Here is a 14,408-nt window from a genome sequence, read left to right as displayed (position 1 = left end):
TCTCATAACACATGCTGCCTCAGCCGTCGTCTTGCGAGATCCCGCATCATCTTGCGTAGATCCCGCAAACATGCTGCCGGGCGCGACCTCGACAGAGGGTCTCATTCCATCCATCCTCATGAAGCCGAGAAGAGGAACTCGGCGGGGAATTCAGACCGGGAGACGCCCGGCTGTTTGGAGGAAACCGGCGCCAGGAGTGCCGGACAACAGGGAGTGAGATCATGAAGACCAGCAGATACCTTCTGGCGAGCGCGGCACTGTGCCTTCTCGCCACATCCATGCCCGCACTGGCCGACACCTCGGGCAAGAAGATCGCCCTTTCGAACAACTATGCGGGCAATTCCTGGCGCCAGGCCATGCTGACCAGCTGGGAAAAGGTGACCGGCGAGGCCGTCAAGGCCGGACAGGTCGCAGCCGCCGACGCCTTCACCACCGCCGAAAACCAGGCGACCGAACAGGCAGCCCAGATCCAGAACATGATCCTGCAGGGCTATGACGCCATCGTCATCAACGCCGCCTCGCCGACGGCACTGAACGGCGCCGTCAAGGAAGCCTGCGATGCCGGCATCACCGTCGTCTCGTTTGATGGTATCGTCACCGAACCCTGCGCCTGGCGCATCGCCGTCGACTTCAAGGAAATGGGCCGCAGCCAGGTCGAATATCTCTCCGGCAAGCTGCCGCAGGGCGGCAACCTGCTCGAGATCCGTGGCCTGGCCGGCGTCTTCGTTGACGACGAAATCTCGGCCGGCATTCATGAAGGCGTGAAGCAGTTCCCGCAGTTCAAGATCGTCGGTTCCGTGCATGGCGACTGGGCGCAGGACGTGGCCCAGAAGGCCGTGGCCGGCATCCTGCCGAGCCTGCCGGAACTGGTCGGTGTCGTGACCCAGGGTGGTGACGGCTATGGTGCCGCCCAGGCGATTGCGGCCGCCAACCGTCCGATGCCCGTGATCGTCATGGGCAACCGCGAAGACGAGTTGAAGTGGTGGAAGGAGCAGAAGGACGCCAATGGCTACGAGACCATGTCCGTCTCGATTGCGCCCGGCGTATCCACGCTTGCCTTCTGGGTCGCGCAGCAGATCCTTGACGGCAAGGAAGTGAAGAAGGACCTCGTCGTTCCCTTCCTGCGCATCGACCAGGACAACCTCGAAGCCAACCTGGCCAATACGCAGGCCGGTGGCGTCGCCAATGTCGAGTATTCGCTTGAAGACGCCCAGAAGGTGATCGCTTCTGCCAAGTGATCGAATGGAAACCTCCCCGGACCGTCCGGCCTTCGGGTCGGGCGGTAAGGGGGACATCATCTGGCTCGGAAGTGAAGAGTAAGTCCGTATGAATGCCATGCTCGATCCGGGCGGTGGGCGGCCCGTCGTCAGTGTTAGCGATGCAAGAGTTCGTTTCGGCGCGGTGAAGGCGCTCGATGGCGTCACACTGGAAATCGGCGCGGGAGAATGTGTCGGTCTGGTCGGCCATAACGGTGCTGGCAAGTCGACCATCGTCAACGTCATCAACGGCGGTCTCACTCCGCACGAGGGCAACATCCGATACGGTTACGGCAGCGGGGGCCACAGCATCAATGGCGCGCGCGATGCGGGTATCCGCTGCGTCTTCCAGGAACTCTCGCTCTGCCCGAACCTGACCATCGTGGAAAACACACGCGTCATGCATCGAAGCCTGAAAGGCTGGGGCTGGCGCAAGCGGGGTGCAACCCTCATTGAGAGCAAACTCGCGGAAATCTTTCCCGGCCATTCGATCGACTGCCACGAGGCCGTCAGCAATCTCACCATCGCCGAACGTCAGATGGTCGAGATCGCAATCACCTTCTGCGAGATCGGTAGTCCGGTTCGCCTCGTCATCCTGGACGAGCCGACGTCGTCGCTCGACGCCAGGCTTGCCGAACAGCTGCTCGCCTATGTCGAGCGTTTCGTGCGCAGCGGCGGGTCAATCCTTTTCATCTCGCATATCCTCGGCGAGATCCTCTCGGTCGCCAACCGCATCGTCGTGATGAAGGACGGCAAGGTGGTGAGCCAGCGGCCGGCCGAAGAATTTTCCGAACACGGTCTGATCGAAGCGATGGGCAGCGTCGTCAAGGCGCGGCAAGCCCGCGTTCATCAGCAGATGGCGACCGCGACCAGTGTGCTCTCCGCTCCGCCGGTACGGGGACGTGGGCTGCCTTTCCAGGCGATGAAAGGTGAAATCGTCGGCTTTGCAGGGCTCGGCGGGCACGGGCAGACGGACATGCTGGTCGGCCTGTTCGAGGCAAAGACCGGCAACTGGCTGCGCGCCGACAGCCCCGACGTCGCCTTCGTCGCCGGGGACCGGGCAGTGAACGGGACCTTCACACTCTGGAGCATCTTGCGAAACCTCAGCATCGGCATCCTGCCGGATCTGTCGCGGCTGCAGAGCCTCGATTTCGCACGGGAGGAGACGCTGGGCCAGACCTGGAAGGAGCGGATCGGCATCCGCACGCCCGATATGGACAATCCGATCCTGTCGCTCTCGGGTGGAAACCAGCAGAAGGTTCTCTTCGCCCGGGCGCTGGCCAGCCGCGCGCCCGTGGTTCTGATGGACGACCCGATGCGCGGGGTCGACTTCGGCACGAAGCAGGAGGTCTATGCGATCCTGCGGCAGGAGGCCGATCAAGGACGGACCTTCGTCTGGTATTCGACCGAGATGGACGAGGTCTGCCTCTGCGACCGCGTCTACGTCTTCAACAACGGCATCATCGTTGCCGAACTCAAAGGCGACGCAGTGACGGAAGAAAATATCCTCGCCGCTTCCTTCCAGGAGGCCGCATGACCAGGTTCTTCTCCGCCGACGGTCTGCGCCTGCTGATCCCGGCCCTTTCGCTGGTCGGGCTCCTTGCCGCAGTCTTCTACCTGCAGCCACGGGCGATGAGCTATACGGGGCTCAACCTGCTGTTCAACCTTGCGGTGCCAATCGCGCTCGCGACGATCGCCCAGATGCTGATCATGACGGTCAACGACCTTGATCTGTCGATGGGCACCTTCGTCAGCTTCGTCGCCTGCGTGACGGCAACCTTCCTCCAGTCGTCGCCGCTCCTGGGCGCCCTCATGCTGATCGCAGCGATCGGTGTCTATGCGCTGATCGGGGTGATGATCCACCTCCGCGACCTGCCCTCCATCGTCGTCACACTCGGCATGAGTTTCGTCTGGGGCGGACTTGCGGTGCTAATCCTGCCTGCTCCGGGCGGTGAGGCGCCCGGCTGGATCCGCTCGATCATGACGGTCAAACCACCGCTGCTTCCCATGGCGATCGTTGCCAGCATCCTGATTGCGATCATCAGTCATTACCTGATCATGCGATCCTCCTTCGGTGTGGTCTTGCGTGGAGTCGGCGGCAACAGCCGTTCTGTCGCGCGCGCCGGCTGGTCGATCATCGGCGCTCGTGCGGCCGTCTATGGTCTCGCTGGGTTCTTTGCCGTGCTCGCGGGCATGGCGCTAGTCGGGCTCACCACCTCGGCCGATGCCAATATCGCGCTGCGCTACACGCTGCTTTCCATCGCCGGGGTCATTCTCGGCGGCGGGGAATTCGTCGGCGGTCGCGTTTCGCCGATCGGTGCCGTGATCGGGGCGCTGACCCTCACGCTGGCGGGGTCCTTCCTGTCTTTCCTCAGGATATCGCCCGATTGGCAGATCGGCGCTCAGGGCGCGATCCTGATCCTAGTGCTGACGCTGCGCCTCGTTCTCAACCGTGCAGAAGGCCGGAGGGGCAAGGTATGAGCAAGACCCTCTCCGTGCTGTTTTCACGAACCTGGATCTGGTCGTTCATCGCAACAGCCAGCGTCTTCCTCGTCACCATCGTTTTCACCGGCGGGGCGAGCACCGTCGGGCTTGCACAGGCGGCTCTCACCTTCGGGGCGTTTTCCGTGTTGGTCGGTCTCGGGCAGATGCTGGTGATCACGCTTGGCCCCGGAAATATCGACCTCTCGGTGCCCGCCAACATGACACTTGCGGCGACTGTTTCGCTGAAGGTGATGAATGTCGAAAACAGCATGATCCTGACGGGGCTGCTGGTTGCCATCGGCATCGGGATTGCGATCGGCATTGGCAATTACGCGCTCATCAAGCTGCTCCGCATTCCGCCGATCATAGCAACGCTGTCGATGAGCTTCATCGTGCAGTCGACGGCCATCTGGACGAACCGGGGCCTGCGCATCAAGCCGCCGAGCTGGCTTGCCGACTTCACCACCGCCACGACGGCAGGCATCCCGAATGTCGCCCTTGTCGCCTTGGTGCTGTCCGTCATCGTCTGGTACGTGATCAACCGCACGGTCTATGGGCGCTCGATTGCCGCGATCGGCCAGAGCATCCGGGCTGCCCGCATGGCCGGCATTCCGATCGACGGCACGCGGCTTGTCACCTACCTGCTCTGTGCCGTGCTCGCCTCGCTCTGCGGCTATCTGCTCGCCAGCTTCTCCGGCGGTGCGGCGCTCAACATGGGCACGGAATATCTCCTGATGTCGATTGCCGTCGTCGTCATCGGCGGCACGGCGGTTGCCGGCGGAAACTCGAATGTTCCGGGGATATGGGGCGCTTCGCTCTTCATGTTCCTTGTCGTTTCGATGCTGAACACCTACGGCTTTGGCGCAGGCATTCGTCTCATTCTCACCGGTCTCATCATCATCGCCGTCATCATGCTGCCGACCACGCGCAGCGCCGGCAAAACCTGAAGCACTGCCAGGATCGTCCCATGGAAAACCCGCATTACGAGATCTGCGATCCCCGCTTCCGCGACCTGCTCGTTTCCAGCGCCGGACTGGATGAGCTTTACACCGGCTGCCGATGGGCCGAGGGGCCTGTCTGGTTCAACGATGGCGGCTATCTGCTGTTCAGCGACATTCCGAACGAACGCGTTCTGCGCTGGATCGAGGGTGCTGGCACCTCTCTCTATCGTGCACCATCCAATTTCATCAACGGCAATACCCGCGACCGCGAGGGGCGGCTCGTGTCCTGCGAGCATGGCGGGCGCCGCGTCATCCGCACCGAAATCGACGGGACGATCACGACGCTTGCCGATCGTCACGAGGGCAAGCGGTTGAACTCTCCCAACGACGTGGTGGTCAAGTCCGACGGCAGCGTGTGGTTCAGCGATCCATCCTACGGCATTCTCTCAGATTACGAGGGCTACAAGGCCGACGAGGAACAGGCGAGCCGGAATGTCTACCGGCTCGATCCTGCAACAGGCGAACTCACCGTCGCGGTCGACGATTTCCTGCAGCCGAACGGGCTCTGCTTCTCGCCGGACGAGCGCCTGCTCTACGTCGCCGATTCCGGCGCTAGCCACAAACCGGACGCGCCACGGCATATTCGCGTCTTCGATGTCAGTGATGGCAAACGCCTGACGAATGGGCGGGTCTTTGCCCATATCGACAAGGGAATTCCCGACGGCATGCGCACGGATGTCGACGGGAACCTCTGGTCAAGTGCTGCCGACGGCGTGCACTGCTTCCATCCCGATGGCACGCTGCTCGGCAAGATCCTCGTGCCGCAGGCGGTCGCCAACCTGACCTTCGGCGGCCCACGCCGGAACCGCCTGTTCATCACGGCGTCGACCTCGCTCTATGCGATCTATACCGCGACGCGGGGCGCGCAGGTTCCCTAAGGTCAAGTCTCGCGTTGGCGCCTGCGTTCAGGCAGGCGCCAACGGACAATCACTTCCTTGACGCGATATAGGCGCGCCAGCCGCCGAGATCGGTGACTTCCTGCGCGCCCTCTATGGCATAGGGCTCGCAGAGGAAGCCGGACACTTGGGACCCGTCGTCGAGCGTGACCTTGCCGATACCGAGCGGTGCGGGAATGTTCTGGACGAAGCGGCCGAAGGCAGCGGGCGTTACCTTCCAGACTTCCACCTCCAGTCCCTTGCCGGCGAAGCCCGGCTCGCGGATCAGGCCCGGCTTGGGCGGCGTGGTATTCGGCAGGACGAAGAGGCGGTAGTCGCCGGCCGTGCGGCAGGTCTTCACCAGCTTCCCGCCGGGGCCTGTCAGCTGGTGGTTCAGCGGCATGCCGGTCAGATGCGCGCCGACGACCGTGATGGTGACGAGGCCATCGTCAGTCTCAGCAACCCTGGAGGCTTCCGGCAGGGCCGCAGTCTTGTCCTTGCCCATGCCGGAGGCGCAAGCGCGGTGCATGGCATCGGCAAAGGGGGCCAGGGCATCGTCGGAGAAGGAGGGACCGAAGAAGGTGACGCCGCTGGGCAGACCATCCGAACCGAAGCCGCCGGGCACGGCGATTGCAGCGTAGCCGAAGAGATTGGCGAAGTTGGTATAACGACCGAAATGGCTGTTCTTGACGATCGGGTCTGCGAGCATCGCCTCTACCGTATAGGTCGTCGGCGAGGTCGGCAGCATCAGCACGTCCAGCTTCTCCCATTCGACAAGCGCCTTCTGGCGGAGATGGCCGAGCTTGTACTGGCCCTCGAAAGCCGCGACCGCGTCGTAACCCCTGGCACCCTCGATGATGGTGCGCACCGTCGGATCGAAATCATCTGCATGGGTGCCGATGAACTCCTTCACCGCTGCAAGACGCTCGGCGACCCAGGGGCCGTTGTAGAGCAGTTCGGCCGCCTGGCGGAACGGCGCGTAGTCGAAGGGGACGATGGTTGCGCCAAGCGATTTTGCCCGCTCGATTGCCTGATCGTAGAGGGCTTCCACCGCCTTGTTGCCGAAGAACTCGCGCTCGGCGCCTTCGAGCACACCGATGCGCAGGCCTGAACCCGGGAGGGCCACTGGCGACACCTTGCGGGAATAGGGATCACCGGCGTCATAGCCATCCATCACCTGGCGGATCGCGACACCATCCCCAACGGTTGCAGCAAAGACCGTGACGACATCGACACTGCGGCAGGCCGGCACAACGCCGACATTCGGCACGAGGCCGGGCGTCGGCTTGATGCCGACGAGGTTGTTGAAGGCGGCGGGCACGCGGCCGGAACCTGCGGTATCGGTGCCCAGCGCAAAGCTCGCCAGCCCCGCCGCGACCGTGACCGCAGAACCAGACGAGGATCCGCCGGATACATAGGCCTTGTCGAAGACGGAGCGCGGAGCACCATAGGGGGAGCGCGTGCCGTTGAGGCCTGTGGCGAACTGGTCGAGATTGGTCTTGCCGATGACGAGGGCACCCGCAGCCTTCAGTCTCGCAACGACTGTTGAGTCCTTCTCCGGCTGATAGGCGAAGGCCGGGCAGGCTGCGGTGGTCGTCAGGCCAGAGACATCGATATTGTCCTTCACGGCGAAGGGCACGCCCCAGAGCGGCAGACTGTTCGGCTCCGGCGCGCGCTCCACCAGGGCCCTTGCGGCTGCCCGCAAATCATCGTCCGGCGTCTGCGTGATGAAGACTGCCGGATCATCGGAGGCCTTGCGGCGGGCGATCACCTCCTCGACGAGGTCGAACGGGGTCAGCCCGCTGGCATAGGCGGCCCTCAGCGAAGCGAGATCGAGAATAGTCGGCAGCATTACAAATCCTCCAAGATGACCAGGACATCGCCGGCCTTGACGTTGCGACCTGGCCCGGCACGCAGGTCCCGGACTGTGCCGGGGGCATGGGCGGTGACGGTGATTTCCATTTTCATCGACTCGATGATGGCAAGCGTATCGCCAGCCTGCACGGACTGGCCTTCCTCGACCAGCAGTTTCCAGACATTGCCGGGCACGGCACTTTCCACCCCGAAGCAGCCTTCGGGGATATCGCCGCCGAGGCTAACGCCTGCGCCGTCATCGACCTGGAAACTATCGAGCCCCTCGTCCTTCCAGCGCTTCCGCTCGGCCTCGAAGGCCGCCTGCTGCCCCTGTTTGAAGGCGCCGATGCTCTCTGCATTGCGGGCCATCTCCGCCTCGTAATCGGCGTAGGAGAAGGTGCCTTCCTCGATGCGGATCGGATAGCCGCCATGCAGGAAGGCGGCGCGGGCCTCCGTCAGTTCTTCGTGGCTCACGGGGAAGAAGCGGATCTGGTCGAAGAAATCGAGCAGCCAGGGCTTGTCCTTGGCGAAGACATCCGTCTGCCGCCAGGTGTTCCAGACCTGGATCGTGCGACCGAAGAGCTGATAGCCGCCCGGCCCTTCCATGCCATAGATGCACATATAGGCGCCGCCAATGCCGACGGCGTTCTCAGGCGTCCAGGTGCGGGCCGGATTGTACTTCGTCGTCACCAGTCGATGGCGGGGATCGATGGGGGTGGCGACCGGCGCGCCGAGATAGACATCGCCGAGGCCCATCACGAGATAGGAGGCGTTGAAGATCGTGTCCTTCACCGCCTGCTCATCGGGGAGCCCGTTGATGCGGCGGATGAACTCGATGTTGGAGGGGCACCAGGGCGCGTTCGGGCGCACGAGCTCCTGATACTTGCGCATGGCCAGTTCCGCATCCGGATCGTTCCAGGAAAGCGGCAGCCAGACGGTCCGGCTCGGCACCTTGACGGCGGAGACCGGAGGCAGGCTCTTCTCGATCTCAGCTAGGGCGCCCAAGAGTTTCGACCGCGACAGCGTGGTGCTGTCATAATGGATCTGCAGCGAGCGGATGCCGGGCGTCAGATCGATGAGGCCCTGAAGTCTCTCCGCCTTGACCGCCTGCATCAGCAGGTGCACGCGCATGCGGATGCCGATATCGAGCTGCATCGGGCCGTATTCGACCAGCAGGTTGTCGTCGCCTTGGCGGCGATAGACGACGGGGATGGGGCCGGTGTCGTTTGAAGCGAGAATGGGGGAGCCGATCACAGAGTGCCGAGCCTTACCCCCCTCTGTCCTGCCGGACATCTCCCCCTCAAGGGGGGAGATTAGCAGAGAGGCACCCTCGGCGCTTTCCGAAGATAAGCGTTCCTCAGTATCCAACGTAGTGGCGGGCGAGACTGCAGCCTCCTCGATCTCCCCCCTTGAGGGGGAGATGTCCGGCAGGACAGAGGGGGGTACCGAACGTGCTACACTCTGACTTGAGGATGCGAAAGGCACCACGCCTGCGGAAGGGACACCATCCTCCTCCCGCGTCACCGCATGAAACCGGATCTTATCCCCCGGCTTGAACTGGCCCATCTTCCACTGCTCGTCGCGGGCAATGACTGCCGGGCAGACGAAGCCGCCGAGGCTTGGGCCGTCGGGGCCGAGGATGATCGGCATGTCGCCGGTGAAGTCGATCGCGCCGATCGCATAGGCGTTGTCATGCAGATTGGAGGGGTGAAGCCCCGCCTCACCGCCATCGGTGCGCGCCCATTTGGGGGCCGGGCCGATCAGGCGGACACCCGTGCGCGCCGAGTTGAAATGCACCTCGTACGGCGTCGAGAACAGTGTCTCGATATCCTCTTCGAGGAAGAAGTCGGGCGCACCATGAGGGCCGTAGAGCACGCCGACGGACCATTCGCGGGTCAGTTCCGCCGGTTCCGTTGCCGGCAGGACATTGGCCTGGTTCCGGCGGGCCAGGCGCAAGACATGCCCTGCGCGAAGCGTGCCGGTGGCATTGCCGCCGAACTGGCCGAGGCCGAAGGTGGCGCGGGAGCCCATGACCAAGGGGGCATCGAAGCCGCCGGATACCGCCAGATAGGCGCGCTGGCCGGCACCGGTGATGCTGCCGATGGCCAGCGTCTGGCCGGCCTTGATCTGGACCGCCTGATCATGGGGCAGCTCGACGCCATCGAGCTTCATCGGCATGACCGCGCCGGCGAGCGCGATCACTGTGTCGGAGAAGAATTTCAGCACCGGCCCGGAGACGGTAAGTTCCAGGGCCGCCGTATGATCGTGGTTGCCAACCAGCCGGTTGGCATGGCGGAAGGAGCGTTCGTCCATCGGGCCCGAGGGCGGCACGCCGACATGCCAGAGGCCGAGGCGGCCCGAGAGTTCCTGGAGGCTCGACTGCGCACCGGGGGCGATCACCTCGACGACATCGGGCACGAAGGCGAAATCCTTCAAGGCCGTGGTCGCGACATCACCGCTTCGGAACAGGTCGGAGACGGCGATGGCCTTGAGGTATTCGAGGTTGGTCTCGATGCCGGCAAGCGAAGTTTCTTCCAGCGCGGACGAGAGCGCCGCAATGGCCGTATCCCGATCCGCGCCCGAGACGATCACCTTGGCGAGCATGGGATCGTAGAAGGGCGTGACTTCGGTCCCCGTTTCCACCCAGCCGTCGACGCGGATGCCATCGGGGAAGACCACTTCCGTCAGCAGGCCGGCACTCGGGCGGAAGCCGGCATGGGGCATTTCGGCATAGACGCGCGCTTCGATCGCGGCACCTGTCGGCACGAGGTTTTCCTTGCCCGTCAGCACATCTTCGCCGGCGGCCTGGCGGATCATCCATTCGACCAGATCCACACCGAAGACGGCTTCCGTGACCGGATGTTCGACCTGCAGACGCGTGTTCACCTCAAGGAAGTAGAATTCCTCGCGGGCGGGATCATAGATGAATTCGACCGTGCCGGCAGAGGCGTAAGCCACTTGGCTACCGAGCGACACGGCAGCGGCGTGCAGGCGCTGGCGCACGGCATCGGACAGACCGGGGGCCGGCGTTTCTTCGATGACCTTCTGGTTCCGGCGCTGGAGCGAGCAGTCGCGTTCACCGAGCGCAATCACCCTGCCCTTGCCGTCGCCGAAGATCTGCACCTCGACATGGCGGGCCTTGGAGACGAAGCGTTCGAGATAGACGCGGGCATCACCGAAACTGGATTTTGCCGTGCGCTGGACGGTGTCGAAGGCTGCGGCAAGCGCCTCCGCATTGTCGCAGAGCTGCATCCCGATTCCACCGCCGCCAGCCGTCGATTTCAGCATCACCGAATAGCCGATCTGCTCCGCTGCGGAGAGCGCCTCTTCCCGGCTGTCGAGCAGGTCGGAGCCGGGCAAGAGCGGCACGCCGCTCGCCTTGGCCAGTTCGCGGGCCGTGTGCTTCAGGCCGAAGGCGGAGATATTGTCCGGTGTCGGACCGATGAAGGTGATGCCTTCCGCCTTCAGTCGTTCGGCAAAGCCGATGTTCTCCGAGAGGAAACCGTAGCCGGGATGAACGGCTTGCGCACCCGTCTGACGGCAGGCGGCAATCACGGCATCGACGTTGAGATAGCTTTCGCTGGCGGGTGCGGGGCCGAGGCGCACCGCCTCGTCGGCCATCAGGACGGGTTTCGAAAAGCGGTCGGCATCGGAGTAGACCGCAACGCTTGCGATCCCCATCTTCTGAAGCGTCTTGATGACGCGCACGGCGATTTCGCCGCGATTGGCAATCAGAACCTTCTTGAACATCAGGCCGCCTCGTCGTCCCAGACGAGCACCCGGATCGGGGTGGGATCGAAGCCGTTGCAGGGGTTGTTGATCTGCGGGCAATTGGAAATGACAAGCAGCACGTCCATCTCCGCCTTCAGCTCGACATAGTCGCCGGGGGCGGAAATGCCGTCGACGATGGTCATTTCGCCTGAGGGTTCGATCGGCACGTTCATGAAGAAGTTGATGTTCGGCACCACGTCGCGCTTGCTCATGCCATGTTTGGAAACCTCGATGACGAAGTTGTCGCGGCAGGCATGCAGGTACTTCGTATAGTGGCCGAAGCGGACCGTGTTGCTCTCGCAGGAGCAGGCGCCGGCCGAGGTATCGTGCCGACCGCAGCTGTCGGCGGTGACCGTCAGCATCACCCGGCCTTCGTTCGAGATCACCTTGGTGCCGGTGGAGATATAGGCAGCCCCCTGCTCGCGCATGGTGTCCTGGCTGGAATAGCGCTCGGAGAAATCATGGGCGTTGTAGAAGAGCGTATCGACGGCCTGCTGGCCATAGGTGTCCTCAATGCGGACCACCTGGCCCTTCTTGATGAAGGTCGAAAAGGGCGCTTCGGCAGCGATGTAGTGATCCTGCACGGTGTTGGAGAGAGAACGGGCGGGAGAGGTCTGGATAAAGCTGGTCATGGTCGCCTCTCCTCTCACAGGGCCGCAAAAGCGTTGTTTTCAAAGCCACGGACGGCTTCTGCAGTCGCGGTCCGGCACAGATCATCTGCCGCTGGCTCAAGGGCCGCGATCCTCAGGATGCTGACGGGATTGGGGGCATAGACCGGGTTTGGGTCGAGCGGATGCGGGCAATTGGAGAAGCCGACGATCATGTCCATCTCGGCGCGCAGATCGACATAGTCGCCATCTTGCACGAGATCCGGTTTCCATTCGAATTTGCTATCGGCATCGACACGGACGGGTGCGAAAAGCGCGAGAGCTGCCGGAATGTCGCGCTTGTCGAGGCCGGCCTTGGTCGCGATCAGAACGAAGTTGTCGCGGGTGTTGCGCAGTGCCGGACCGTTCTCGCCGGCATATTTCTTCGCGTTCGAGGAAGCTGTCGAGCCGCCCATTAGGACGTCATGGGCGCCGGAGCTATCCTCGGTGATCGAGAACATGACCTTGCCCATGTCGGAGAAGATGACACGCCCCTTACCAAGCCCGGTGGTCCACTGTACCTTGACGGTATCAGGCAGGTTCATGCGCTCCGTCGGGTCTTCGGCATTCCAGGCGACGACCGATACGGTCGAGAAGCCGTCATCGAGTGCGACGCGCACCACCTCGTTAGCCTTGACGCGGGTCCACCAATACCAGCCGCCGGGCAGCTTTTCCTGGTGCACGACCTTGTCGGCAGCGATTGCGGGCGCAGGTTTTGCGCTCTTGGCCGGCAGCGCCTTCGGAGCGAATTCCAGCCCCTTCTTCTGATGCTCCTCGTAGCGCGCCCGGTTGGCAGCGATCTCTTCGGGGGAACGTCGGATATGCATTGTCATCTCCAGTGGTTTCGTTGGCCGGGTCGTCCCGGCTATTGACCCTTTGAAGAGACCGGGCCGTCCCGGTCGGGGCGAAAGAGGGAGGCCTCGCCCGCCTTGCGGGGCGGCCATATGGCGATGTCGCGGGTGATCGTTGCGCCGTAGCGGAGCTTTTCCTCCGGGCGGTCGCGGGGGCGCTCGAAGGCAACGACGCGGGTCGCAAGCGTGAAGGCCTCGCGCATGTCATGGGTGACCATGACCACGGTCATCGGGGCCTCGTGCCAGAGCGTCTTCATCAGCGTGTGGATCTCCGCGCGGATCCCGGGATCGAGCGCACCGAAGGGTTCGTCGAGCAGCAGAACCTTGGGCCGCATGATCAGCGCCTGGGCGAGCGCCAGCCGCTGCTGCATGCCGCCGGAGAGCTGGGCCGGATACTTGTCCTCGGAGCTGGCAAGCCCGACCGCGGCGATCATGGCGCGGGCCTCGTCCTCAACCGCGCGTTTCGCGGCACCGAACAGCCGGGCGGCCAAGCGGGAGGCTTTCAACTCCTTGCCGAGCATGACATTGCCAAGAACGGTCAGATGGGGGAAGACCGAGTAGCGCTGGAAGACGACGCCGCGGTCCGGCCCCGGCTCCTTCGGCAAGGCCAGACCATCGAGCAGGATCTCACCCTTGGTCTGGCGCTCCTGGCCGAGCAGCAGGCGCAGGAAGGTTGACTTGCCACAACCGGAAGGGCCGACAAGTGCCACGAAGGCTCTGGATTCAATCTCGATCGAGACATTCTCCAGCACGATCTGGTCGCCGTATTCCTTCCAGAGGTTCTTGATGGACAGCGCGCTCATTTGCCCTTCTCCAGTTCGGACCAGGGGAAGACGGCGATGCGCAGGCGGTCGAGCAGGATGTCGGTGAGGATCGCAAGCACCGTGATCCAGAGGACATAGGGGAAGATGACGTCCATCGACAGATAGCGACGGACGAGGAAGATCCGGTATCCAAGGCCGCTGTCTGAGGAGATCGCCTCAGCGGCGATCAGGAAGAGCCAGGCAGGGCCGAGCTGCAGGCGGAGCGTGGTGATCAGGCGCGGCAGGATCTGCGGCAGCACCACACGCAGCGCAATCTGCCAGGAGGAGGCGGAGAGTGTTTCGGCCTTGACGATCATTTCACGCGGCAAGGAGATGGCGGTCAGCGCCAGATCACGGACCATGATCGGTGCGACGCCGATGACAATCAGCGCGATCTTGGAGGCCTCGCCGAGACCCATGACGATGAAAAGGATCGGCAGAAGCGCCAGCGGCGGGACCATGGAGATGGCCCCGACGAATGGGGAGAGAGTTGCCCGTGCATAGGGCAGGATGCCGATGACGAGGCCGAGGAGCAGCGCGATAGCAGTAGCGATGCCAAGCCCGGCAAACAGGCGCTTCAGACTAGCCCAGGTATCCGACCAGAGCAGATACTCGCCGGTTCTGACATCCGGTGTGAAAGCCATGCGATCGATCGCCTCCCAGAGGGCGGCAAAACCGGGCAGCAACTTGTCGTTCGGGTTTACGGCGAGCCGCTCCGCCGAGCCGATCATGTAGGCGCCAAGCACCAGCACGAAGGGAAGAAGCACGAGCGTCAGGCGCGCGCCATTTCCGGGATGAGCATTGATCCAGCGCATCGACCACTCCAGGGTTTCAGGGAGGCGGGAGCCGCCCGGACGACAAGGTCA

General features: G+C 63.4%; 10 protein-coding genes and 1 pseudogene. 5 read left to right on the top strand and 6 right to left on the bottom strand.

Annotated elements, in window-relative coordinates; genetic code table 11:
* Positions 1–221: 221 nt before the first annotated feature.
* From H6M51_RS02245 to H6M51_RS02225, 5 genes are all read left to right on the top strand, one after another.
* The gene (locus H6M51_RS02245) at positions 222–1,238 is read left to right on the top strand and encodes an ABC transporter substrate-binding protein (protein ID WP_185808246.1); all 1,017 of its coding nucleotides are present in this window, start codon (positions 222–224) and stop codon (positions 1,236–1,238) included.
* Between the two features lie 88 nt (positions 1,239–1,326).
* On the top strand, positions 1,327–2,793 hold the full coding sequence (locus tag H6M51_RS02240) for a sugar ABC transporter ATP-binding protein (RefSeq protein WP_185808245.1): 1,467 nt from the start codon (positions 1,327–1,329) through the stop codon (positions 2,791–2,793).
* Positions 2,790–3,737, top strand: coding sequence for an ABC transporter permease (locus tag H6M51_RS02235; RefSeq protein ID WP_185808244.1), 948 nt, complete (start codon positions 2,790–2,792; stop codon positions 3,735–3,737). Before H6M51_RS02240 ends, H6M51_RS02235 begins: the two co-directional genes overlap by 4 nt.
* The gene (locus tag H6M51_RS02230) at positions 3,734–4,687 is read left to right on the top strand and encodes an ABC transporter permease (protein WP_185808243.1); all 954 of its coding nucleotides are present in this window, start codon (positions 3,734–3,736) and stop codon (positions 4,685–4,687) included. The genes H6M51_RS02235 and H6M51_RS02230 overlap by 4 nt, the downstream gene beginning before the upstream one ends.
* Before the next feature lie 20 nt (positions 4,688–4,707).
* A complete protein-coding gene (locus H6M51_RS02225; protein ID WP_185808242.1) occupies positions 4,708–5,619 on the top strand; it encodes an SMP-30/gluconolactonase/LRE family protein in 912 nt (303 codons plus the stop codon).
* A gap of 49 nt (positions 5,620–5,668) precedes the next feature.
* On the opposite strand, the gene atzF is transcribed toward H6M51_RS02225, so the two are convergent.
* From atzF to H6M51_RS02195, 6 genes and pseudogenes are all read right to left on the bottom strand, one after another.
* A complete protein-coding gene (gene atzF / locus H6M51_RS02220) occupies positions 5,669–7,468 on the bottom strand; it encodes an allophanate hydrolase (protein ID WP_185808241.1) in 1,800 nt (599 codons plus the stop codon).
* Entirely contained in the window at positions 7,468–11,220 is a 3,753-nt protein-coding gene (locus H6M51_RS02215) for a 5-oxoprolinase/urea amidolyase family protein (protein ID WP_185808240.1), read from the bottom strand. Before H6M51_RS02215 ends, atzF begins: the two co-directional genes overlap by 1 nt.
* Positions 11,220–11,873: an urea amidolyase associated protein UAAP2 gene (locus H6M51_RS02210; protein ID WP_185808239.1), complete on the bottom strand. Its 654-nt coding sequence runs from the start codon at positions 11,871–11,873 to the stop codon at positions 11,220–11,222. The genes H6M51_RS02215 and H6M51_RS02210 overlap by 1 nt, the downstream gene beginning before the upstream one ends.
* A gap of 14 nt (positions 11,874–11,887) precedes the next feature.
* Positions 11,888–12,715, bottom strand: a complete 828-nt coding sequence (locus tag H6M51_RS02205) for an urea amidolyase associated protein UAAP1 (protein ID WP_185808238.1) — start codon at positions 12,713–12,715, stop codon at positions 11,888–11,890.
* A 4-nt stretch (positions 12,716–12,719) separates the two neighbouring features.
* Positions 12,720–13,542 (bottom strand): annotated as a pseudogene (locus tag H6M51_RS02200) (ABC transporter ATP-binding protein); the annotation flags it as partial.
* Positions 13,539–14,357: an ABC transporter permease gene (locus tag H6M51_RS02195; RefSeq protein ID WP_185808236.1), complete on the bottom strand. Its 819-nt coding sequence runs from the start codon at positions 14,355–14,357 to the stop codon at positions 13,539–13,541. The gene H6M51_RS02195 and the pseudogene H6M51_RS02200, both read right to left, overlap by 4 nt.
* Between the last annotated feature and the right edge of the window lie 51 nt (positions 14,358–14,408).

It is taken from the genome of Rhizobium sp. AQ_MP, from assembly GCF_014237835.1.
In the GTDB taxonomy this organism is placed as follows: domain Bacteria; phylum Pseudomonadota; class Alphaproteobacteria; order Rhizobiales; family Rhizobiaceae; genus Allorhizobium.
Note: the sequence above shows the minus strand (reverse complement) of the source record. Positions and strands in the feature narration are given on the sequence as shown.